Raw genomic sequence first — 22,570 nt, 5'->3', positions numbered from 1 at the left:
AGCCCATCCTTGGCGAAAACATCGCGCGGATCACGTCCCGCAAGCAACTGATCCAGTGTGTCCTTCTTGATGACCATGAGCGCCCTCCATCGGCGTCACTATGGCCCCGGACACAAAATCCCTGACAGTCCCATCGCCGGCGCCATCGCTGAGGTAAAGGGTGGCTCGAAGAGTGACCGCGCCTCAGAAAAGCGTCGTCAGATTGCGCAGATGGCAAAGGACCGGCTTATGCTCAAGATTAAGGCGCAAAGCGACAAGCGACAAAATTCGGGAGACTGAATCCCGTCCCTCGCCGTAAAACTGCCAGATCTACCCTACTAGCTCAGAGTCCTATGGCCGAATTCATGACGTTGCCCACGCTGAATGTCGTCGGTTCGATCCCGATCGCCCGCTCCGAATCCTTCCAATGACAATATGTCAGAGCACTCATTCTCGATCTGTGCCGGTCATTCGAACTTTCCGGAGAGATCTGGCCGGGGACGTYGGCGTTCATTTTCATTGGCGCCATACAGGCATCTCACCCGGTGCGTTCGGCGATGGCGGTCCCTGCCGCCCAGCCTGATGACCACGCCCATTGGAAGTTGTAGCCGCCAAGCCAGCCGGTGACGTCAACCACTTCACCGATGAAGTACAGGCCATCGACTGTCCTTACTTCCATCGTCCGTGAGTTCAGTCCGGACGTATCGACACCACCGAGCGTCACCTCCGCGGTCCGGTATCCTTCCGATCCGATGGGCATGACGTCCCAGCCCTGAATGGTCGAAGCGATCGCGGCCAGCTTCTTGTCGCTTGCGTCGCCGATGGGTCCCGTCCAACCATGGGCATCTGCGAGATAGGCGGCCAATCGCTTCGGCAGAATATCACCAAGCGTATTTGCGATGCTTCTGCGGCCGTTTTCCTGTCTGGAAGCGCGCAAGTCGGCGAACACGTCCTGCGTGGGCAGGAACGCGATCCTGATCGGCTCCTTCTCGCGCCAGTACGACGAGATCTGCAGAATCGCGGGGCCGGACAGCCCGCGATGCGTGAACAGCATCGCCTCATCGAATGTGGTCTTGCCGCACGAGACCCGCGCATCCGCCGCGACGCCGGCAATCTCGCGAAACCCGGCAAGGACATCTTCACCGAAAGTCAGCGGCACCAGGGCCGGGCGCGTTTCCGTCACCGCCAAACCAAACCGGCCGGCGATCTGATAGCCAAGGCTGGATGCCCCCATTTTCGGGATGGATTTTCCTCCGGACGCGACGACAAAATGCCGGCACCGAATTTTTGCAGCCCCATCGCCGGCAAGCGTGATCGCAAAGCCGTCATCCGCCCGCTCAAGGCTTTCCAGTGTGGTTCTGAGGCGCAATTCGCATGCCGCGCGCGCCATCTCATCCATCAGCATTGCGATGATATCTTTGGCGGAATCATCGCAGAAGAGCTGCCCGAGCGTCTTTTCGTGATAGGCAATGCCGTGTTTTTCGACCAACGCAACGAAATCATGCTGCGTGTAGCGGCCAAGCGCAGATTTTGCGAAATGCGGGTTGTTCGACAGAAAATTCCGCGCGCTCGTGCCGATATTGGTGAAGTTGCAGCGCCCCCCGCCTGAAATGCGGATCTTTTCGCCGGGTGCTTTGGCCTGATCGACGATGAGAACACGCCCGCCGCGTGATGCGGCATGGATCGCGCACATCATTCCAGCAGCACCCGCGCCCAGGATGACAGTGTCGAAACGCTCAATTGGCATCGAATGCTGCTAGCCCCAGACCAGCCCTGACGGGCATTGCGCGGCATTCCGGATGACATCGCGCTACACTCGGCTTCGGGTAGATGATCCGCGACCGTCCATCAACAGTGGGACTGCGATCGAGAGTTTTTCGTGCCCGGCGCTCCCGTCAGCTTTTCTGCCTGGGAGCGAGGAAGAGAGATTCGACGTCATAGAACTGCTCCCCAAGCCCAATACCGCCCGTTCGATCCCGATCGCCCGCTCTCGTCTCCTTGCACTCCCCCTGCGTCACGGTTGCCGCTTCCGGCCTCAGCCTGGCGCGGCTATGCTCGCGGTCATGACGCAATCGGACCAGACAGCCGCCGAGCATGAGGCCGAGGCCTCGCGGACCGGGCTATGGCTGCTCGGCGGCGGCGCTTTTGCGCTGCTGCTGACCGGGCTGCTGCTCTGGTGGCGCGAGGGCGACCGGCTCTTCACCGACGGCCTCATCGCCGCCATCGTTGCCTGTTTCTGAGGCGCCCCTGCGCCGTCCGAGTTTTTTCGAGGATCCCTGTGAACCGTCGCCTCATCCTGCCTCTCGTGGTCTTCCTGGCCGGCGCAGTCGCCCTGGCGGCTGCCGCGATCCTGACTTTCAGCCCGGTGCGTCAGGGCCAGAGCGCGACCTCGAGTGTCGGCGGCCCCTTCACGCTGACGACGGCTGAAGGCAAGCCGCTGACCGACGTCGATCTGCGCGGCGCACCCTTCCTCGTCTTCTTCGGCTTCACCCATTGCCCCGATATCTGCCCGACCAAGCTCTTCGAGATTTCCGAGACCCTGCGCGCCGCCGGCCCCAAGGGCGAAAAGCTGCGCGCGCTGTTCATCAGCGTCGACCCTGAGCGTGACACGCCGGAGGTGCTGAAGAGCTATCTTGGCAGCTTCGACCCGCGCATCGTCGGCCYGACCGGCGACCGCGCCGCGATCGACGCCACGATCAAGGCCTATCGTGCCTACTCCAAGAAGGTGCCGCTCAAGGAAGGCGATTACACAATGGATCACACCGCGCTCGTCTATCTCATGGACAAGAAGGGCGGTTTCGTCGGCGCCTTCAATATCGAGCGGCCGCCGGCGGAAGCGGCGGCGGAATGGCTCAGGCATCTGTGAGGCTGCGATAGCGCGCAATCCGCGCGCCTTTGGTTCGTCTTGCTCGCGCCCCCAGGGGATAGCACCGGCGCCCCCACGGACCACGGGTGGGGCCGAAGCGAGCAGGAAGCCGGCGGGCAAGCCGCGCGGGGCCTCTGCTCCGCTGAATCGACAGGAGCGGCGCGCTTTCCGCTCAGCTCTGGGGAATGAGCGTGACGCCCGAATTTGCAAAGGAGAGCCCGACCTCGCTGCCATAGGGCAGCAGATCGCGCCCACCCGGCTGGACGACGAAGAGCTCGCCGACCTCGGTCTCGATCATCAGATCGAGGTGGTTGCCGAGATAGGCGCATTTGCGGACGGTGCCGCGCAGACCCGGCCCGGAGGCAGGTCCCATCAACAGGCTTTCGGGCCGGATCGCCGCCCGGGCCGGCCCGGCCACGAGGCCACGCGCCGGCAATTTCACCTTTGCGGAGCCGATCATCACATCGGCGATGCCTTCGGACACCTCCGCGATCGTGACTGCGACCATGTTGGCATCGCCGATGAAGTCGGCGACGAAGGGGTTGGCCGGCTCCTCATAGAGTTCGCGGGGCGAGCCCTCCTGCGCGATCCGGGCATTCGACATCACGATGATGCGGTCGGAGACGGCGAGCGCCTCCTCCTGGTCATGGGTGACATAGGCAACCGTCAGATTGAGGCTCTGCTGCAGCTCGCGGATCTCCTCCCGCACCTTGCGGCGCAGTTTGGCGTCGAGATTCGACAATGGTTCGTCGAAGAGCAGCACCTGCGGCTCGAGCACCAGCGCGCGCGCCACGGCGACGCGTTGCTGCTGTCCGCCCGAGAGCTCGGACGGGTAGCGCTTCTCAAAACCCTTGAGGCCGACGAGGGCGAGCTTGGTCAGCGCCATGTCCTGCGCCTCGGCCTTCGGGAGCCCCTTCACCAGCGGCCCGTAGGCGGCATTCTCCAGCACGCTCATATGCGGAAACAGCGCATAGGACTGGAAGACCATGCTGACGTCACGATCGGCAGCCGAGAGCCGCGTGACATCCTTGCCGCCGATCAGGACCTGCCCCTCGCTGGCGATCTCGAGCCCTGCGATCATGCGCAAGGTCGTGGTCTTGCCGCAGCCGGAGGGGCCGAGCAGTGTCACCAGCTTTCCCGGCTCGATCGTGAAGCTGATATTGTCGACGGCAGTCACCGCGCCATAGCGCATGCTGACATTGCGGAATTCGACTGAGGCAGGTCCCGCCTTGGCCATGAGAGGTGCTGCTCCTTACTTGACGGGCTGTGCGGCGGATGTGGCGAGCGGGATCGCACTGCGCCGTCCGAGCTTGCGCTCGCCGACGCCGAGCTGGATCAGGGCGATACCAATGGCCATGACCACGATCAGCACCGAGGAATAGGCAATGGCGAGCCCGAACTCGCCGGCCTCGACGCGCCCGACGATATAGGCCGTCGCCAGGTTGTACTCGGCGGAGACCAGGAAGATCACCGCGCTGACCGAGGTGATGCTGCGCACGAAGCTGTAGACGAGCGCGGAGACGAGCGCAGGGCGCAGCAGGGGCAGCACCACGCGCCAGAGCGTGGTGAAGCTGCGTGCCCGCAAGGTGATCGAAGCCTCGTCCAGGCTCTTGTCGATCTGCGACAAGCCGGCGATGCCGGAACGGACACCGACGGGCATGTTCCGGAAGACGAAGGCGATGATCAGGATCAGCCCGGTCCCGGTGATCTCGACCGGCGGCACGTTGAAGGCGAGGATATAGGCGACGCCGAGCACCGTGCCGGGGATGGCGAAGCTCAGCATGGTGGTGAATTCGAGCACGTGGCGGCCGCGGAACTGCTGCCGCATCAACAGATAGGCGGTGAGCAGGCCGAGCACCGCCGTCAGCGGGGCCGAGATCGCCGCGACCTTCAGCGTCGTGAACAGCGAATCCCACGCCGCACCCTCGAAGAATATTCCACGGCTGAAATCGATGGCGAAACCGGTGCGGTAATGCTCCAGCGTCGGCGTGTGGTCGCGGCCCATGGTCTTCACGAAACCACCCATCAGGATGATCACGTAGATCACGAAGGTCAGCGCCACCCAGGGCACGATCACCAGTGCGGAGACGAAGGTGACCGGCTTCGGCAGTTTTGCCGGCAGGCCGGAATCACCCTTGCCGGTGACGGTCGTATAGGATTTGCCGCCGAGCCAGCGCTGCTGCACCCAGAAGGCGCCGAGCGTGAAGACGAGGAGCACCATCGCGAGCACCGCCGCCTGCCCCTGATTATGAGCGGCGCCGACCACGGCGAAGAAGATCTTGGTCGACAGCACCTCGAAATTGCCGCCGAGCACCAGCGGATTGCCGAAATCGGCCATGCTCTCGACGAAGCCGAGCAGGAAGGCATTGGCGAGGCCGGGCTTGAGCAGCGGCCAGGTCACCGTTCGGAAGGTCGCCCAGCGCTTGGCGCCCAGCGTCTGCGAGGCCTCCTCCAGGCTGGGGCTGATGCCCTGCACGACCCCGATCAGGACGAGGAATGCGATCGGCGCGAAGGCCAGGACCTGCGCCAGCAGCACGCCGGGCAGCCCGTAGATCCAGCGCGAGCGCGGAATCGAAAACCAGTCATAGAGCAGCCCGGAGACCACGCCGGAGCGGCCGAAGAGCAGGATCAGCGCGAGACCGATGACGAAGGGCGGCGTGATGATCGGCAACACGGTGAGCGCGCGCATCACACGTTTGCCGGGCATGCGCGTCCGCAGYACGAGCAGCGCGCAGGCAAGCCCGAGCAGCGTCGTGATGACGCCGGTCAGCACGGCAAGGATCAGCGTGTTCCAGGCGACGCCGCAATTGGTGTTCGCGGTGACGCAGCCAAGTCCCCAGATCGAGGAATCGAACAGGCGCGCGACGAAGATGCCCGGCGCGAAGGCGCCGGCCTGATCGACAAGCGCGCTTTGCAGGATCGTCGCCACCGGGAAGAAGATGAAGAGCCCGATCAGCAGGACGATGATGCCGATCGAGCTGGTGGTGAAGATGTCGCCCCGGCAGAAGCCGCGATAGGCGAGCCCATGACAGAGCAGCAGCAGGAGCGAAAGCACCGTCAGGAAGGCGCCGAAGCCCATGCCGCCCTGAGCCGCGCCGTTGCCGCCGAGCAACGCTGCGAGCCAGGGGATACCCTGGCCCTGCAGCGTGATGGCAAAGCCCTGCGCGAAGAACAGGACCATGCCGGTCAGCCCCGCCCAGATCAGCGTCCTGCCGACCGCAGCACTCTCGCTGCGGCCGAGCAGCAGCGTCACGGCCAGCAGCGCCACGCCAACCGGCAGCAGCCAGGGGGCCGTTCCGGACAGGGCCAGCGCGAGCGCCGTGCCGACCTTGCCGAACGGATACCCCGCGAGCCAGCCGAACTGGCTGAGACTGACGCCGTCAGGCAGGTACCAGGGAATGACCGCATAGCCGAGCCAGCCGAGCAGCAGGACGAGCCGTGTCGCAGGACGCATCGCAGGGGATCTCTTCAGAGCGCTGGACGGAAAATTACTTCGGCAGCGCCTTGACCTCCTTGTCCCACTTCGTCAGCAGCCGCGTCCGCTCCGCGGACGAGCCGTATTTGACGAAGTCGTAGTCGATCATCTTCATCTCGGACATCTTCGGCGCCTGCGGAGGCACCGTCGAGTTCTTGTTGGAGGGGACCTGATAGGACTTGGCGGGAGCCGCCAGCGCCTGAGCCGCCGGGGTCAGCGCCCAGTCATAGAACTTCTTGGCGTTGTCGAGATTGCGCGCGCCCTTGATGATCGACATCGAGCCGATTTCGTAGCCGGTGCCCTCGCAAGGCGCGACCGCCTTGATCGGATCTCCCTGGACCGCGAAGACGACCGCGTCGTGGATGAAGACGATGCCGACGGCGGTTTCGCCGAGGCTCGCGGCCTTGGCGGGGGCGGCGCCCGACTTGGTGTACTGGCTGACGTTCTTGTGCAGCTTCTTGAGATAGTCGAAGCCCTTCTCCTCGCCCATCAGCTGGACCACGGTCGCAAGCAGGTTATAGGCCGTTCCCGAGGAGTTCGGATCGGCGACCTGGACGTCGTCCTTGAGCTTCGGATCAAGCAGGTCAGCCCAGCATTTCGGCTCGTTCAGGCCCTTCTGCTTGATCTGCTGGGTGTTGAAGCCGAAGCCGAGAGCGCCGGCGTAAATGCCGACGGAGCGCTTCTGAGCCGCCTTCCACTGCGACAGCGCCCAGTCGTGAAGGTCCTTGTTGACCGGCGATTCATATTCGAGGGTCAGCCCTTCCTCGGCAGCCTGGAGATGGGGGTCACCCGTGCCACCCCACCAGATATCGCCGCGCGGATTGGCCGATTCCGCCTTGAGCTGGGCATAGATCTCGCCCGCCGATTTGCGGGTCATCGCGACCTTGATCCCCGTATCGCGCTCGAACGCGGTCGACATGGCGCGGCACCATTCCTCCTGGACGCCGCAATACATGACGAGTGCACCCTGGGCCTGTGCGGGGGCCGCCGCAAAAGCAGCCCCGCTGGCCAGCGCTGCCAGGACCCCGGTCCGGAGCCATTGAAATCCCTGCATGTCATCCTCCCGTTACGTGTCGTTCTTGGTCTTGTTATTGGCTTGATAGTGACGTGTTGCCGGCAAAGATCAATCGTTCGCCTGCCGGCTCCCGATCTGCGTGACCTGTTCGAGTTCGCGGCGAAGCCCCGGCGTGCAGCACAGGATCGGGTTGCCTTTGGCAATACCGTCCCCGCTGAAGAAATCGCTGACATAGGCGCCGGCTTCGGCTGCGATCACGACACCGGCCGCAACATCCCATGCGTTGATGTGGAGTTCGGCATAGGCCTCCGTCCGGCCATTCKCGACATGGGCCAGGCCGAGCGCGCCGGAGCCACCGCGCTTCACCGAGGCGCCTGCGGCGTAGCCACGCCCGATCATCGCGACATAGCGTTCGGCCGGGATGCGCGTCGACCAGCCCAGTTCGACATAGGCGCGCTTGATATCGGTCTGCCCCGACACCTTGATCGCCTCGCCATTCAGGGTCGCGCCTTGCCCCTTGCGTCCGACATAGATCTCGCCCAGCGCCGGCGCAGAGAGAATGCCGATTTCGGGAACGCCGTTCAGCAGAAAACCGATCGAGATGCACCAGTTGCGGTCGCCGCGGGCGAAATTCGAGGTGCCGTCGATCGGGTCGATGATCCAGACCGCGTCCGAGGCTTCGCCGCCACCCTCTTCGCCGATGATCGCATCCTGCGGGAACATCACGGCAAGGCGCTGCCGCAGGAAATCCTCGACAGCACCATCGGCGACGGTGAGCCAGTCCTGGGCGCCCTTCATGGTGACGCCAAGGCTTTCGCTCTTGTTGAAATAGTCGAGCGCCATGAAGCCGGCCTGCTGGACGAGGCCCAGCACGGCATATTGGCGCAGATCGAGTTCAGCGGGCGTCATGATCAGATCGCCCCGAGATCGACAGCGACCGGCTTGCCGCTGCGAGCGGATTCGGTCGCCGCATCGGCCAGGATCTGTGCCTTCAGGCCATCTTCTCCGGAGGGCAGGGGCGCCGTCTTGCCCTTCAGGGCGGCGACGAAGGCATCGAGTTCGGCGCGATAGGCGGCGGCATAACGCTCGAGGAAGAAATTCTGCACCGGGTCAGCCCGGAAGCCGGCGCCGGTTGCGATCTCGACCGTGGTCTCGTGGATATTGCCGGCCCGCAGCATGCCCTTCGAGCCATGGACTTCGATGCGTTGGTCGTAGCCATAGCTGGCGCGGCGCGAATTCGAGATCTGCGCGATCTTGCCTGACGCCGTGCGCATCAGAACCGCAGCCGTATCGACATCGCCGGCCTGCCCGATCGCCGGATCGACCAGCGCCGAACCGAGCGCGAAGACCTCGACGGGCTCTTCGGCGAGGAGGAAGCGGGCCATGTCGAAATCATGGATCATCATGTCGCGGAACAGGCCGCCCGAGCGCTTGACATAGTCGACCGGCGGCGGCGAGGGGTCGCGCGAGATCACGCTGACGATCTCGATCGCGCCCGCCTCTCCGGCCCGCAGGCGGTTCTGGAGCGCAGCGAAGCTCGGGTCGAAGCGCCGGTTGAAGCCGATCATCAGCGGCCTGCCGGTCTTGGCGACGGTCTTGAGGCATGCCCTGATGCGCTCGGCGTCGAGATCGACCGGCTTTTCGCAGAACACCGCCTTGCCGGAGGCGACGGCGGCCTCGATCAGATCGGCATGGGTGTCGGTCGGCGTGCAGATCAGGACCGCATCGAGCGTCGTGTCGGCGAGAATCGCGTCGAGACTGGCAACTGTCGCGCCGGTCTCGGCTGCCAGCGAGGCCGCCGCATCCGCAAAGGCGTCCGCAACCGAAACCAGCGTCGCGTCCTTGCGCGCCGCAAGGTTCAACCCATGAATGCGTCCGATCCGGCCGGCACCCAGCAATCCCATGCGCATCGTCATATGTCCTGTCGTCAAGGCTGTGGCTGCGGCAGCGTTACTGCCGCGCTCCAAGAATCGTCTGGTCGAAATCGATGTTCGAGCCAGTCATCAGACCAGATTCGGCCGAGGCCAGATAGGCGACGGCGTGGGCGACCTCTTGCGGATCGAGCAGGCGACCGAAAGGCTGGCTCGCCGCGGCCTGATCGAGCCAGCCATCCTGCGCGTCATGGCGCAACCGCATGATCGCGTCTTCGCCCGGCGTCGCCATCCAGCCGATATTGAGACCATTGACCCTGATACGGTGCGGCATGAGCCCGAAGGCGGCGTTGCGGGTCAGCGTCGCCAGCGCCCCCTTCGAGACGCTGTAAGCGCTCAGGAATGGCTGGCCACCGTGCGCTGACATCGACTGGATGTTGACGATGGCGCCCGCGATCCCGAGCCGGCACATCAGCTCGGCGGCGCCCTGGATCAGAAAGAAGGGCGCACGCAGATTGACCGCCATGATGCGCTCATAGAGCTCGGGCGTCGTCTCCAGGATGGAGCCGCGATCCGTGTCGCCGGCGGCGTTCACCAGGATGTCGAGACGACCGAACGCCGCCTCGGCGGCCGGAACGATTGACTTGACCTGATCGAGATCGGAAAGATCGGCGGCGTGGAAACGAACATCGCAGCCAGCATTGCGAAGATCGCGGGCAACGGCCTCGCCGCGCTCGCGATTGCGGCCGGTCAGCAGCAGGGAAGCAATCCCGCGCGCCTGGAACTCGCGGGCGACGGCTTCGCCAAGCCCCTGGCTGCCACCGGTCACGATGGCGGCCTTGCCGGTCAGATCCCGACCGAATTCGTTCTTCCCTGACACCTGACGCCACGCTCCCCAGCGAAATTTTGATATGAATGGATTGTCTTTGTCTGATTTTGGAATAAACATTCCGCCGATCAGCGCTTGAAGTCAAGGCGCTTTAACGGAACCGGCATGTCATCAGGATCACAGCCTCAGCCCACGGACAGGCCGGAATTCGACCGTTTCGTCGCTTTGCTGCGGGAACGGCGGCCATCCCTGCCGAAGCGACTGAAGCAAGTCGCGGATCATGCGCTTGCCCATCTCGACGACATGGCCTTCGGCTCCACCGCGCAGATCGCGGAGAAGGCCGGCGTGCAGGCCTCGACGCTGGTGCGTTTCGCACAGGCGCTCGACTATTCCGGCTTCAGCGAACTCCAGGAGGTGTTTCGCTCGCGACTGCGCCGGCATGCCGCCGATCACCGCGCGCGCCTGGCAGCCCTGCGAACGGCAGGAACAGGCTCGGGGGGCGGCGCAGCCCTGCTCGACGGCTTCATTCAGGCGAGCGAAGCGTCGCTTGCCCAGCTCAGGGCGGCTGTCAGGCCCGACCAGCTGGAAGAGGCGGCTGCCTTGCTGGCCAGGGCGCAAACCATCGTCCTCGTCGGCGCGCGACGCATGTTCCCGGTGGTGTCCTACCTCGCCTATGCCTTCGGCAAGCTCGGCATCAGGGCGGTGCTGGTCGACCATGTCGGCGGCCTCGGCCAGGAGCAGGCCGCCTTGGCCGGCCCAGCCGACGCCATTCTGGCGATCAGTTGCGCGCCCTACACCACTGCCACGGTCGAGATCGCTGCCGCCGCCCATCAGCGCGGCATTCCGGTGTTGGCCCTGACCGACAGCCCGCTCAGCCCGCTCGCCGAAAACTGTGATCTCTGGCTCGATGTCGCGGAGGCGGATTTCGGCGCATTCCGCTCGATGGCGGCCAGCTTCACCCTGGCGATGGCGCTCGCGGTCGCTACTGCCGAACACGCCGGCGTCAGCGCCGATCCCGATCTCGCAGGTTAGTGCGGAAGGCCGAAGCTCCATGCCCGTCGCCCCTCAGCTCGACGTCATCACGATTGGCCGCTCCTCGGTCGATCTCTACGGCCAGCAAATCGGCGGCCGGCTTGAAGACATGGGCAGTTTCGTCAAAGCGGTTGGAGGCTGCCCGACCAATATCGCGATCGGCACCGCGCGCCTGGGCCTGAAATCGGCCGTGATCACCCGCGTCGGCGACGAGCAGATGGGCCGCTTCATCCGCGAACAGCTGGAGCGCGAGGGCGTCGAGACGAGCGGCCTGATCACCGATCCCAAGCGGCTGACCGCACTCGTCATCCTCGGCGTCCGCGACGAGAAGACCTTCCCGCTGATCTTCTACCGCACCGACTGTGCCGACGCCGCATTGCAGGAAAGCGAGATCGACGAGGCCTTCATTGCCTCCGCCAGGGCGATCGTCGTCACCGGCACKCATTTCGCCATTCCCAACGCCGCCGCGGCTCAGAAGAAGGCGATCGCGCTCGCCCGCAAGCATGGCCGCAAGGTCGTGTTCGATGTCGACTATCGGCCCAATCTCTGGGGACTTGCCGGGCACCAGGCCGGTGAGGAGCGCTATATCCGCTCCGAGACGGTGACCGAGCATCTCCAGGCGATCCTGCCCGATTGCGACCTGATCGTCGGCACGGAGGAAGAGCTCCACGCCGCCGGCGGCTCGGAGGATACGCTTCAGGCCATCCGCACGATCCGGTCCCTGAGCGCCGCGACGATCGTTTGCAAGCGCGGGCCGATGGGCTGCGTGGTATTTCCCGGCGCGATCCCCGCCTCGCTCGAAGACGGAATCAAGGGCCCCGGCTTTCCGGTCGAGGTCTACAACGTGCTCGGCGCCGGCGACGCCTTCATGTCCGGCTTCCTGCGCGGCTGGCTGCGCGACGAGCCGCTTGCGACCTGCTGCGCCTTTGCCAATGCCTGCGGCGCCTTCGCCGTCTCCAGGCTGCTGTGCTCGCCGGAAAGCCCGACCTTCCCCGAGCTGCAATATTTCCTTGCTCATGGTTCGCCGCACCGGGCGCTGCGCCGGGACGCCGAGATCAACCATGTGCATTGGGCGACGACGCGCCTGCCGCAGCCCGCGGGCGTGATGGCGCTCGCCATCGATCATCGGGCGCAGCTCGAGGAGATGGCCGACGCGGCAGGCGTGCCGCAGGAGCGGATCACCCATTTCAAGACGCTTGCGGTGAAGGCGGCCGCCCGGGTCGCCGAAGGACGCCCTGGCTTTGGCATGCTGGTCGACGGCATCCATGGCCGCGAAGCCCTGTTCCGGGCGGAGGATCACGGCTTCTGGATCGCCCGCCCCCTCGAACTCCCCGGCTCGCGCCCACTCGCGCTGGAGACCGACGCGACAGGGTCTCTCGGCGCCACCCTGGCCGAGTGGCCGGTCAGCCATGTCGCCAAATGCCTGTGCTTCTACCATCCGGATGACCCCGAGGCTCTCAGGAGTGCGCAGGAGCAGGTACTGAAGCGCGTCGCCCTCGCCTGTCGAMAGGTCGGGCGGGAATTGCTGGTCGAGATCATTGCCTCGAAGCACGGACCGGTTGCTGACGACACGGTTGCTCGGGTGATGACGCGACTCTACGCCATCGGCATCAAGCCCGACTGGTGGAAGCTCGAGGGCCAGCCCTCCCCGGCCGCATGGCGCGAGATCGATGCGGTCATCGCGGGCCATGACCCCTATTGCCGCGGCGTGTTGCTGCTCGGGCTCGACGCGCCGGAAGAGACGGTCGCGCAGGCCTTCCGGGCAGCGCAGGGCTCGGCATCGGTCAAGGGATTCGCCGTCGGCCGCACGATTTTCGGTGAAGCGGCGCGCGGCTGGCTTGCCGGCGGACTCGACGATGAGGCCGCAACGACGATGATGGCAGAACGCTTCGCCAGGCTGGTCGCAGCCTGGCAGGAACGCTGAGGAACTCCCAATGGGTACGATCCGCCTCACCATGGCGCAGGCGCTGACACGCGCCATGCAGGCACAGAAGACGGTGATCGACGGCAAGACCGTGCMGATCTTCGCGGGCGTCTGGGCCATCTTCGGGCACGGTAATGTCGCCGGGCTCGGAGAGGCGCTGCATGCCGCTCGCGACACGCTGCCGACCTATCGCGCCCATAACGAGCAGGCCATGGCGCATGCTGCTATCGCCTTCGCCAAAGCTTCGCGCCGGCGCCAGATGATGGCGGTGACGAGCTCGATCGGACCCGGTGCCACCAACATGGTCACGGCCGCCGCCGTCGCGCATGTCAACCGCCTGCCGCTGCTGCTGTTGCCGGGCGATGTCTTTGCCGGGCGCCTGCCGGACCCGGTGCTGCAGCAGATCGAGGATTTCGGCGACGGCACGGTCTCCGCCAATGACTGCTTTCGCCCGGTCTCGCGCTATTTCGACCGGCTGACACGGCCGGAGCAGCTGATGCCGGCCTTCGAGCGGGCCATGGCCGTCCTGACCGATCCGGCCGAATGCGGGCCGGTGACGCTGGCGCTCTGCCAGGACGTGCAGGCCGAAGCCTATGACTATCCCGAGAGTTTCTTTGCCGAGCGGCTCTGGACGCCACGCCGCCCACGCCCGGACGAGCAGGAGCTGGTCGAGGCCGTCAGACTGCTCAAGGCGGCGAAGAAACCACTCGTCATTGCCGGCGGCGGCGTACTCTATAGCGAGGCCGAAGCCGCGCTCGCCGAATTCTGCGAGGCGCACGGCATTCCCGCCGCTGAGACGCAGGCCGGCAAGAGCAGCCTCGGGGCAACCCACAGGCTCAATCTCGGCGCCATCGGCGTCACCGGCACGGCCGCCGCCAATGCGCTGGCGCGCGAGGCCGATCTGGTCCTGGCCGTCGGCACGAGGCTGCAGGATTTCACCACCGGCTCCTGGGCACTCTTCGCCAACCCGGCCTGCCGGATCGTCGGGCTGAACACGCAGGCCTTCGATGCCGGCAAGCACCGCGCGCTTCCGCTGGTCTGCGATGCCCTGGCCGGCCTCTCCGAGCTGGCTACCGCACTGGCGGGACATCGCGCTCCGGCGGCATGGACGGAGCGGGCGGAATCCGAGGGCAAGACCTGGCTTGGCCTCGCCGCGCGCTACACCGATCCCGGCAACCAGCCCCTGCCGAGCGATGCGCAGGTGATCGGCGCCGTGCAGCGCTGGAGCGAGCCGTCCGATGTCGTGCTCTGCGCCGCCGGCGGACTGCCCGGCGAGTTGCACAAGCTCTGGCAGGCCGGCGCGCCCGGCGGCTACCACATGGAATACGGCTATTCCTGCATGGGCTACGAAATCGCCGGCGGGCTCGGCGTCAAGATGGCCGATCCGAGCCGCGAGGTCGTCGTCATGGTCGGCGACGGCTCCTATCTGATGATGAACTCCGAGATCGCAACCTCGGTGATGCTCGGCCTGAAGCTGACGATCGTCCTGCTCGATAATCGCGGCTACGGTTGCATCAACCGGCTACAGAATGCGACGGGCGGCGCCTCCTTCAACAACCTGCTGCGCGACACCCGCCACGAGACGCTGCCCGCAATCGATTTTGCCGCGCATGCCGCTTCACTCGGTGCCGTCGCCGCGAAGGTCGGCAGCCTCGCCGAACTGGACGAAGCGCTGCGTGCAGCCCGCGCGCATGCGTGCACCACCGTCGTGGTGATCGATACCGACCCGCTCGCCTCGACCGATGCCGGCGGCCACTGGTGGGATGTCGCGGTGCCGGCAACCTCCGCGCGCGCCGAAGTCCGGCAGGCGCGTGAGCGTTATGAGACCGCGCTGAAGTCACGCCCCTGATCCCGAAGGACACTTATCCATGCCCATCCGAATTGGTGCCAACCCGATTGGCTGGTCGAATGACGATCTCCAGGAGATCGGCGGCGCGACATCGCTCGAAACCTGCCTCGCCGAGGCGCGTGAAGCCGGCTTCACCGGCATGGAGCTTGGTCACAAGTTCCCACGGCAGCCGGCAGCCCTGAAGGCGGCTCTCGCCCCCTTCGGCATGGACTGCATCTCGGGCTGGTATTCAGCTGAACTGCTTCAGCGCGACGCCGACGAGGAGATGCGCCATCTGCGGCCGCATCTCGATCTGCTCAAGGCCATGGGCTCGACCGTGCTGGTCTTCGCCGAGACCTCGAATGCGATCCATGGCGACCGCTCGAAGCCGCTCTCGCAGCGCCCCGTGATGAGCGCGCAGGACTGGGCCGAGTTCGGCCGCCGGATCACGCAGGTTGCCGAGCGCACGCTGAGCGAAGGCGTCCGGCTGGTCTATCATCACCACATGGGCACGATCGTGCAGAGCGAAGCCGATATCGACGCCTTCATGGCGGCGACGGGCCCTGCCGTGCATCTCCTGCTCGACACCGGCCATGCCACCTGGGGTGGCTCGGACCCAGCCGCGCTCGCCGCGCGCTATCGCGAGCGGATCAGCCATGTCCACGCCAAGGACGTGCGCGCGCATGTCATGGCGCAGGCCGCGGCGGAAGGCTGGAGCTTCCTTGATGCCGTGCTCGGCAAGGGCAGCGATCTCGGCATCTATACCGTGCCGGGCGACGGGATGGTCGATTACCCCGCCGTGTTCCGCGCATTGCCGGGCTATTCCGGCTGGGTCGTGGTCGAAGCCGAGCAGGATCCGGAAAAGGCCCATCCGCTGACCTATGCGAAGAAGGGCGTCGCCCATCTCAAGCACAGCCTGAAGGAGGCCGGGCTCGTCTGAGGCCCGGATGCGCCATGTCGAAGCTGCTCGTCAAACCATCCGCCCCAGATCAGGACGGCCGCATCCATCATGTCACCCCGGAATCGGCCGGCTGGGGCCATGTCGGCTTCGAAGTCTACCGGCTCGCCGACGGCCAAGTGCTTGACCGGGAGACCGGAGACCGGGAGGTCTGCGTCGTCCTGCTGTCCGGAAAGGCCGCAGCCATGGCCGGGGGCACCGATTTCGGCATCATTGGCGGTCGGTCCTCCCCGTTCGAACCCGACCCCTGGTCGCTCTATGTACCGGCCGGATTGTGCTTTGCCGCGACGGCGCAGGGCCCCTGCGAGCTGGCGATCTGCTCGGCGCCGGGAAAACCGGGTTCAAAACCCCGGGTGATCGCGCCAGGGGATGTCGGCTGCATGACGCGCGGCAGCGGTACGAACACCCGCCATGTCCGCAATATCCTGCCGGAGACCGAGCCCGCCGAAGGGCTGCTCGTCGTCGAGGTGATCACCCCGTCAGGCAACTGGTCGAGCTATCCGCCGCACAAGCACGACCAGGACAGGCTGCCGCAGGAATCGCTGCTGGAGGAGACCTATTACCACCGGCTCTCGCCGCCCCAGGGCTTTGCGCTGCAGCGCGTCTATACCGACGACCGTTCGCTCGATGAGACGCTCTGCGCCGAGGACGGCGATGTCGTGCTGGTGCCAAGGGGCTATCATCCGGTCGCAGCACCGCACGGCTACGAGCTCTATTATCTCAACGTGATGGCGGGTCCGAAGCGGGTTTGGAAGTTCGCCAACGATCCGGCCCATGAGTGGATCGTCAAGCCCTGAACGGTCAGGCGCGGCGGGTCGCGCGAGTGCAATCCGCCGCTTTGCGATGCCCCGGCGCTCAGCGGCGTTTCCGGATTTCCCGCAAGCGTTCGATATCGGCGCAGAGACGCTCGGCGATCTCCGGGGGATATCCACGCAGCACCCGGCCCCGTTCCAGCGAGGGTAGCCACAGCAGATAATCGACATCCCGCTCGTGGCACCATTCCGGCGAAGAAATCGCGACCATCTGCCCGGCCAGATCAGACCAGATCATGCGTTCCCCGCCGCCATTATCCTTGGTCATGCCCAGCCCCCCGCTGGATATTCAGAACAGCGTTACCTGATGTTTGTTCCAATCACCTAGTATTTTGGCCATTCTAATTCTTGCGTTGCTCCTCTCTCAGAGAGTCTGACGTGATATTTCTCAATAATACTTGATATTCCGAAACCCTGAATTCCGCGACCGGCCCCATCGGCAATCACAGATCCGCCGCAAGTCGGGACCCTTCCAAAATATACGACCCAAAGACCCCGAGAACGATTTTCACAGTACAAATAAATCATAACATCGGTAAAATACCAGAGGATCATCTGACTGGATCGCTGAAGATGGCTTGGGGTCTCTTTTCAGATACTCCCGCCCTTCGGCGGAAGCTACGGGCCAACACGACTTGCACTCGCCTGAGAGGGTCGTCGCGCGCGGCCGCCGACATTACGCCATGGCCGGCATGACCCTTGGCCAGTCCAGCATCTCCCTTGCGTAACGATCTCGTGAGGAAGACCATCACCAGGCGATCGCGAGCGCCCTTGCGTCCCGCGTCACGTTGAAATATCCTCACTTGTAGATTTTATAACTATCACCCGAGCAATGCCCCGATCCGAGCGATCCACTTCCCCCAGCCCGGCTCCGCGCCCTCGCGGTCGGCGGCTCAAGGACCAGATGTCGGGCCGCGAGGCTTTGCTTCTCGCTGCGACGAGCGCCTTTGCGCGTCATGGCTATGACAGCGTAGATCTGCGCAGCCTGGCCGCGGCCGCCAAGGTCGACCCCGGGCTGGTGCGTGTGCATTTTGGCGGCAAGGAGGGGCTCTGGCTCGCGAGCATCGACCATGTCGCCTCGTATACGACGCAGCTGCACGCCGAGATCCGACGCCTGACGGCCGAGACACGCCCGCTCAGGGACCGAGTGACCGATGCCATCCGCCTGACGGTGCTTTTCCATTTCAGCCACCCGGAACTCGGCCTCTTCATCGCGCAGCAGGCGAGGGAGAGCGGGGCGCGACTGGCCGCATTGAAGGAACTCCTGCTTCGTCCCGCGCTCGATGCCTTCTTACCGCTTCTCGATCAGGCGGTTCGCGAAGGTGTCACGCATGCGAGCGACCCCTTCATCGCCTTCTCGATTCTCGCCGGCGCATTCTTCTGGCCCTCGACCGCGCCCGACCTCGTTCAATCCCTGTCCGCGAGCCCGATGGATCGCGGACAGTTTCAGGAGCATTTCCTTGAGAATCTCGTCGCCGTATTCCTGTCCAAGCCTGACTAGAGGGAGGACACCCCTGCCTCATGCCCCCGCAAAGACGATGAAGGCTGCCCGCGCTTCCGGTGGGCAATGCTCGTGGTTGGATACGGGCCTTGCTCATGGAAGACTGCGCGATGCCCCGACGGCGACCGCGCCGCGACCTGCACCACTGGAAGGATGCGACGGATGACCACCTACACGCCGCGGCGCCGTTTCGCGCTCTTCAGCCTTGCCTTCATCTGGCCGCTGCTTGGCGCAGCAACCCTGGCCCAGGCGCAGGGGGCCGCGCCCCCGCCTCAAGTGACCGTGGTCGAGGTCAAGGCCGGCAAGGTGCCGCTGACATTCGAGTATGCCGCACGCGTCGAGGCCTCGCGGGAGGTTCAGGTCCGGGCCCAGGTTGGTGGGATTCTGCTGAAGCGGAACTTCGTCGAGGGCGCCGAGGTCAAGGCTGGCGACATCCTCTTCGAAATCGACCCGAGGCGCTACGAAGCGGACGTCGCCAAGGCCAAGGCACAGCTCCAGCAGGCGGAGGCACAGCTCGCCCAGGCGACGCGTGATGCCGAGCGCTATACGCGGCTGGCCCTGACCGGCTCCGGCACGGAAAAGGCGCGCGATGACGCCCTCTCCGCCAAGGAACTCGCAACGGCTTCGGTCGCCGTCGCTCACGCCGACCTGAACGTCGCGGAACTCAATCTCGGCTACACCAATGTGAGGGCGCCGATCAGTGGGGTCACGAGCCGCGAGGAGTTGCCCGAGGGCAGCCTGATCGGCACCACGGGTGACAGCAGCCTGCTCACCAAGATCACCCAGCTCGACCCTGTCTACGTCATCTTCAACTCCAGCGAGAGCGAAGTGGCCGAGGTCAGGGCCCTGCTCGAGGCACAGGGCATCTGGGAGCGTGCCGGGGAGGTCCTCTCGGTCAAGCTCACCTACGGCGATGGCCGCGTCTATGCGCAGCCCGGCGTCATCGATTTCGCCTCCTCCGGCCTTGATCCGGAAACCGGGACGCTGCGGCTGCGTGCCGTTGTCCCCAATCCCGAGCATCGCCTGCTGCCCGGCCAGTTCCTGCGCGCGATCGTGATGGGGGTCGTGCTCAACGACGCCATCGTCGTTCCGCAGGCGGCCGTCTCGCAGGGACCGCGCGGACAGTTCGTCTACACGGTCGACAGCCAGGGGAAGGYCGAAGCCCGCCCCGTCGTACTCGGACGTCAGGTCGCCGACGGCTGGATCGTCACCTCGGGCCTCAAGCCCGGCGACAAGCTGATCACGGAGGGGATCATCAAGGTTCGTCCCGGCGCGCCGGTCAGTATTGCCGCCGCGGCGCCCGGAGCTGCCAAGCCATGAATCGCTTCTTCATCGACAGGCCCGTCTTCGCCGCCGTTATCTCGATCGTCATCGTGCTTGCCGGCCTCGTCGCGATCCGGGCGCTTCCGATCGCGCAATATCCCGAGCTGACGCCGCCGCAGATCGTCGTCAGCGCCACCTATCCCGGCGCCAGCGCCGAGACGATCGCGCAGACGGTGGCAGCGCCGCTCGAGCAGCAGATCAACGGCGTCGAGGGCATGCTCTACATGCAGTCCTCGAACTCCAGCAGCGGCCAGATGTCGCTGACGGTGACATTCGCTCAGGGCACCGATCCCGATCAGGCCACGATCAACGTCAATAATCGCGTCCAGCGCGCGACGCCGACCTTGCCGCAAGAGGTCACCCGGCTCGGCGTGACGGTCAGCCAGCGCTCGACCTCCATCCTCGGCCTCGTGGCGATGTATTCGGAGAACGACCGCTTCGACACGACCTATGTCGGCAACTATGCCCTGCTGAACGTCATTGACGATCTGAAGCGCATTCCTGGCGTCGGTGACGCGGCATTGCTCGGCCAACGCGACTACTCGATGCGGATCTGGCTGAGCCCCGACAAGCTCGCCCGCTACGGCCTGACGACCACCGATGTCGCGGCAGCCATTCGCGAACAGAATGCCCAGTTTGCAGCCGGCCGCTTCGGCGATGAGCCGAACGACCCATCGACCCCCTTCACCTATTCCGCCACGACCCAGGGGCGTCTCCCGGATGCCGAGGCGTTCGGCAACATCATCCTGCGCTCCGACATCAACGCGGCGACGCTCAGGCTCAGGGATGTGGCGCGGGTCGAGCTCGGCTCGGCCAGCTATACCGTCGACAGCAAGCTCAACGGCAAGCCTGCGGTGCCCCTTGCGGTCTATCTTCAGACGGGAGCGAACGCGCTCTCGACCATGGAGGCGCTCAAGAGCCGCATGGACGAGCTGAAGCAGTCCTTCCCGGAGGGCATGGCCTACAGCATTCCCTACGACACGACGAAGTTCATCCAGGTCTCGATCGAGGAGGTGGTCAAGACCTTCGTCGAGGCCATCGTCCTGGTCATCCTCGTCGTCTTCCTCTTCCTGCAGAACTTCCGGGCCACGCTCATCCCGGTCATCGCGGTGCCGATCTCGATCATCGGCACCTTTGCCGGCATGTACATGTTCGGCTTCTCGATCAACCTGCTCACCCTGTTCGGCCTCGTCCTCGCCATCGGCATCGTCGTCGACGACGCGATCGTGGTTCTGGAGAATGTCGAGCGCATCATGGCGACCGAGCACCTGTCGCCGCGAGAGGCTTCGATCAAGGCGATGAGCGAAGTCACCGGGCCGGTCATCGCGATCGTCCTGGTGCTGTGCGCGGTCTTCATCCCCGTGTCGTTCATGGGCGGGTTGGCCGGCGCGATGTACAAGCAGTTCGCGGTCACGATCGCACTGTCGGTCACGATCTCGGGCATCGTCGCGCTGACCCTGACTCCGGCTTTGTGCGCGCTGATCCTGAAACCGGGCCATCAGGAGCCGGCATTGCCGTTCCGGCTGTTCAACCGCTTCTTCGACAAGCTGACGAACGGCTACGTCTCCGGCGTCGGCTTCCTGGTCAAACGCTTCGCCATCGGCCTTGTGCTCTTCGCCGTGCTCATCGCCGGCACCGGCATCCTGTTCCGGACCATTCCGGGCTCGCTGGTTCCAGACGAAGACCAGGGCGTGCTGCTCGGGGTGGCCATCCTGCCTCCGGCCGCCTCGCTGAACCGCACCGTGGCGGTGATGGATGAGGCTGCGACCAATATCGGCAAGCACCCGGCTGTCGAAAACGTCTTCGCCATTTCGGGGTTCGACCTTCTCTCCGGAAGCGAGCGGACCAGCGCCGCCACGACCTTCGTGACGCTGAAGGACTGGAGCGAGCGCCGAACCCCGGACCTCGATGCGCGCAACCTGGTCAAGACGTTCACCGGCATGAATATCGGGATCAAGGACGCCATGGTCCTGTTCTTCAATCCGCCGCCGATCAGCGGGTTGAGCACCACGGGCGGGTTCGAACTCTATGTGCAGGATCGCACCGGAGGCGGCGTCCAGTCGCTCTCCGCCGCCACCGCACAACTGGTCGAAGCCGCCTCGAAACGTCCCGAACTGGCCGGCGTGCGCACGACCTTCGACACCGGCGTTCCGCAGTACCGGCTCGACCTGGACCGCGACATGGCCAAGGCGCTCGGCGTGCCGATCAGCTCCGTCTTCGAGACGATGCAAAGCACGTTCGGCAGCCTCTACGTCAATGACTTCACGCTCTATGGGCGCAACTACCGCGTCAACCTGCAGTCGGAGGCCGCTTTCCGTCAGGCACCGAAGGATCTCAAGCAGGTTTTCGTGCGCTCGAGCAACAACAAGATGGTGCCGCTCGATACGCTGGTGAAAGCCGTGCGCGTCGCCGGCCCCGACCAGTTCGAGCGCTTCAACGCCTTTGCCGCGGCCAAGGTGATGGGCAATCCGGCGCCCGGATACACATCGGGCGCGGCGATCGCTGCGATGCAGGAGGTGGCGCGCGAGTTGCCGCAGGGCTTCCAGATCGCCTGGACGGGCTCGGCCTATCAAGAGCTCGCCACCAGCGGGACCGGCTCGCAGGCCATGATCTTCGGCATCATCATGGTGTTCCTGATCCTCGCCGCGCAGTACGAGAAATGGACCCTGCCGCTGGCGGTCATTCTCGCGGTTCCATTCGCGCTGTTCGGGGCGCTGCTCGCGGTCTGGCTCCGCGGCCTGACCAACGACGTCTACTTCCAGATCGGCCTTGTCACGCTGATCGGTCTGGCCGCCAAGAATGCCATCCTGATCGTCGAATTCGCCGTTCTGGTGCGGCAGGAGGGCATGAGTGCCGCCGAGGCCTCGCTCGAAGCAGCGCGGCTGCGCTTCCGGCCGATCGTGATGACCTCGCTCGCCTTCATTCTCGGCGTCGTTCCGCTCGCGATCAGCAGCGGAGCGGGCTCCGCGAGCCGGCACTCGATCGGCACGGGCGTGATCGGCGGCATGTTGGCGGCGACCTTCATCGCCACCTTCTTCATCCCGATGTTCTACCGGCTCATCGACTGGCGCGACCCTCGCCCGGCCAAGGATGCAGGGTCGGCGGCGAAAGTCGGGGTGACGGCGGAGAAGGCGGGAAGCTMGATCTGAACCTCGGA

At 65.1% G+C, this 22,570-nt stretch carries 18 protein-coding genes; 10 read left to right on the top strand and 8 right to left on the bottom strand.

Translation table 11 applies throughout. The annotated features are described in order from the left end of the window. Positions 1–517 precede the first annotated feature (517 nt). Positions 518–1,720 (bottom strand): BaiN/RdsA family NAD(P)/FAD-dependent oxidoreductase, encoded by a 1,203-nt coding sequence (locus AC1DRP_RS03145; RefSeq protein WP_441505119.1) that lies wholly within the window; start codon positions 1,718–1,720, stop codon positions 518–520. A gap of 322 nt (positions 1,721–2,042) precedes the next feature. On the opposite strand from AC1DRP_RS03145, the gene AC1DRP_RS03140 reads away from it, so the two are divergent. Both AC1DRP_RS03140 and AC1DRP_RS03135 read left to right on the top strand, forming a co-directional pair. Next, positions 2,043–2,219: a hypothetical protein gene (locus tag AC1DRP_RS03140; RefSeq protein ID WP_441491941.1), complete on the top strand. Its 177-nt coding sequence runs from the start codon at positions 2,043–2,045 to the stop codon at positions 2,217–2,219. 32 nt (positions 2,220–2,251) lie between these two features. After that, positions 2,252–2,845, top strand: a complete 594-nt coding sequence (locus tag AC1DRP_RS03135) for an SCO family protein (RefSeq protein ID WP_476767777.1) — start codon at positions 2,252–2,254, stop codon at positions 2,843–2,845. A gap of 172 nt (positions 2,846–3,017) precedes the next feature. Here the strand turns inward: AC1DRP_RS03135 and AC1DRP_RS03130 are convergent, their stop codons facing one another. The 6 genes from AC1DRP_RS03130 to AC1DRP_RS03105 form a co-directional block, all read right to left on the bottom strand. Continuing rightward, positions 3,018–4,082, bottom strand: coding sequence for an ABC transporter ATP-binding protein (locus AC1DRP_RS03130; RefSeq protein ID WP_441505032.1), 1,065 nt, complete (start codon positions 4,080–4,082; stop codon positions 3,018–3,020). A gap of 15 nt (positions 4,083–4,097) precedes the next feature. Further along, complete coding sequence (locus tag AC1DRP_RS03125) at positions 4,098–6,299, bottom strand: ABC transporter permease (RefSeq protein WP_441505033.1); 2,202 nt, start codon at positions 6,297–6,299, stop codon at positions 4,098–4,100. Between the two features lie 34 nt (positions 6,300–6,333). Next, on the bottom strand, positions 6,334–7,374 hold the full coding sequence (locus AC1DRP_RS03120; protein ID WP_441491944.1) for an ABC transporter substrate-binding protein: 1,041 nt from the start codon (positions 7,372–7,374) through the stop codon (positions 6,334–6,336). A gap of 69 nt (positions 7,375–7,443) precedes the next feature. Further along, positions 7,444–8,244 (bottom strand): inositol monophosphatase family protein, encoded by an 801-nt coding sequence (locus tag AC1DRP_RS03115; protein ID WP_476767775.1) that lies wholly within the window; start codon positions 8,242–8,244, stop codon positions 7,444–7,446. A gap of 2 nt (positions 8,245–8,246) precedes the next feature. Then, positions 8,247–9,251, bottom strand: a complete 1,005-nt coding sequence (gene iolG / locus AC1DRP_RS03110) for an inositol 2-dehydrogenase (RefSeq protein WP_441505035.1) — start codon at positions 9,249–9,251, stop codon at positions 8,247–8,249. Positions 9,252–9,285: 34 nt separating this feature from the next. Further along, positions 9,286–10,086, bottom strand: a complete 801-nt coding sequence (locus AC1DRP_RS03105) for an SDR family oxidoreductase (RefSeq protein WP_476767774.1) — start codon at positions 10,084–10,086, stop codon at positions 9,286–9,288. A 114-nt stretch (positions 10,087–10,200) separates the two neighbouring features. On the opposite strand from AC1DRP_RS03105, the gene AC1DRP_RS03100 reads away from it, so the two are divergent. Genes AC1DRP_RS03100 through iolB form a run of 5 tightly spaced genes read left to right on the top strand, consistent with a single transcriptional unit; the run spans position 10,201 to position 16,574 of the window. Further along, the gene (locus AC1DRP_RS03100) at positions 10,201–11,067 is read left to right on the top strand and encodes a MurR/RpiR family transcriptional regulator (RefSeq protein ID WP_476767773.1); all 867 of its coding nucleotides are present in this window, start codon (positions 10,201–10,203) and stop codon (positions 11,065–11,067) included. 19 nt (positions 11,068–11,086) lie between these two features. After that, positions 11,087–12,991, top strand: a complete 1,905-nt coding sequence (locus tag AC1DRP_RS03095; RefSeq protein ID WP_476767772.1) for a bifunctional 5-dehydro-2-deoxygluconokinase/5-dehydro-2-deoxyphosphogluconate aldolase — start codon at positions 11,087–11,089, stop codon at positions 12,989–12,991. A 10-nt stretch (positions 12,992–13,001) separates the two neighbouring features. After that, positions 13,002–14,840, top strand: a complete 1,839-nt coding sequence (gene iolD / locus AC1DRP_RS03090; protein ID WP_476767771.1) for a 3D-(3,5/4)-trihydroxycyclohexane-1,2-dione acylhydrolase (decyclizing) — start codon at positions 13,002–13,004, stop codon at positions 14,838–14,840. 19 nt (positions 14,841–14,859) lie between these two features. Further along, entirely contained in the window at positions 14,860–15,759 is a 900-nt protein-coding gene (iolE, locus tag AC1DRP_RS03085) for a myo-inosose-2 dehydratase (RefSeq protein ID WP_441505040.1), read from the top strand. 14 nt (positions 15,760–15,773) lie between these two features. Then, positions 15,774–16,574 carry a 5-deoxy-glucuronate isomerase gene (iolB, locus tag AC1DRP_RS03080; protein WP_441505041.1) on the top strand — a complete coding sequence of 267 codons (801 nt, stop codon included), beginning with the start codon at positions 15,774–15,776 and terminating at the stop codon, positions 16,572–16,574. Positions 16,575–16,632: 58 nt separating this feature from the next. On the opposite strand, the gene AC1DRP_RS03075 is transcribed toward iolB, so the two are convergent. Next, on the bottom strand, positions 16,633–16,857 hold the full coding sequence (locus tag AC1DRP_RS03075; RefSeq protein ID WP_441491953.1) for a hypothetical protein: 225 nt from the start codon (positions 16,855–16,857) through the stop codon (positions 16,633–16,635). A gap of 636 nt (positions 16,858–17,493) precedes the next feature. Here AC1DRP_RS03075 and AC1DRP_RS03070 point away from each other — a divergent pair. The 3 genes from AC1DRP_RS03070 (at position 17,494) to AC1DRP_RS03060 (ending at position 22,562) form a co-directional block, all read left to right on the top strand. After that, complete coding sequence (locus AC1DRP_RS03070; RefSeq protein ID WP_441505042.1) at positions 17,494–18,090, top strand: TetR/AcrR family transcriptional regulator; 597 nt, start codon at positions 17,494–17,496, stop codon at positions 18,088–18,090. Between the two features lie 162 nt (positions 18,091–18,252). Then, positions 18,253–19,410: an efflux RND transporter periplasmic adaptor subunit gene (locus tag AC1DRP_RS03065; protein WP_476767770.1), complete on the top strand. Its 1,158-nt coding sequence runs from the start codon at positions 18,253–18,255 to the stop codon at positions 19,408–19,410. Next, complete coding sequence (locus tag AC1DRP_RS03060) at positions 19,407–22,562, top strand: efflux RND transporter permease subunit (RefSeq protein ID WP_476767769.1); 3,156 nt, start codon at positions 19,407–19,409, stop codon at positions 22,560–22,562. Before AC1DRP_RS03065 ends, AC1DRP_RS03060 begins: the two co-directional genes overlap by 4 nt. Positions 22,563–22,570 lie beyond the last annotated feature (8 nt).

This window comes from Allobosea sp. 01N443, from assembly GCF_056399325.1.
This window is presented reverse-complemented; position numbering and strand designations above follow the sequence as displayed.

Coding starts and splice junctions, on each gene's coding strand:
- AC1DRP_RS03120 (WP_441491944.1), bottom strand. CDS start 7,374: ATGCAGGGATTTCAATGGCTCCGGACCGGGGTCCTGGCAGCGCTGGCC.
- iolB (WP_441505041.1), top strand. CDS start 15,774: ATGTCGAAGCTGCTCGTCAAACCATCCGCCCCAGATCAGGACGGCCGC.
- AC1DRP_RS03075 (WP_441491953.1), bottom strand. CDS start 16,857: ATGACCAAGGATAATGGCGGCGGGGAACGCATGATCTGGTCTGATCTG.
- AC1DRP_RS03130 (WP_441505032.1), bottom strand. CDS start 4,082: ATGGCCAAGGCGGGACCTGCCTCAGTCGAATTCCGCAATGTCAGCATG.
- AC1DRP_RS03140 (WP_441491941.1), top strand. CDS start 2,043: ATGACGCAATCGGACCAGACAGCCGCCGAGCATGAGGCCGAGGCCTCG.
- iolE (WP_441505040.1), top strand. CDS start 14,860: ATGCCCATCCGAATTGGTGCCAACCCGATTGGCTGGTCGAATGACGAT.
- AC1DRP_RS03070 (WP_441505042.1), top strand. CDS start 17,494: ATGTCGGGCCGCGAGGCTTTGCTTCTCGCTGCGACGAGCGCCTTTGCG.
- iolG (WP_441505035.1), bottom strand. CDS start 9,251: ATGACGATGCGCATGGGATTGCTGGGTGCCGGCCGGATCGGACGCATT.
- AC1DRP_RS03100 (WP_476767773.1), top strand. CDS start 10,201: ATGTCATCAGGATCACAGCCTCAGCCCACGGACAGGCCGGAATTCGAC.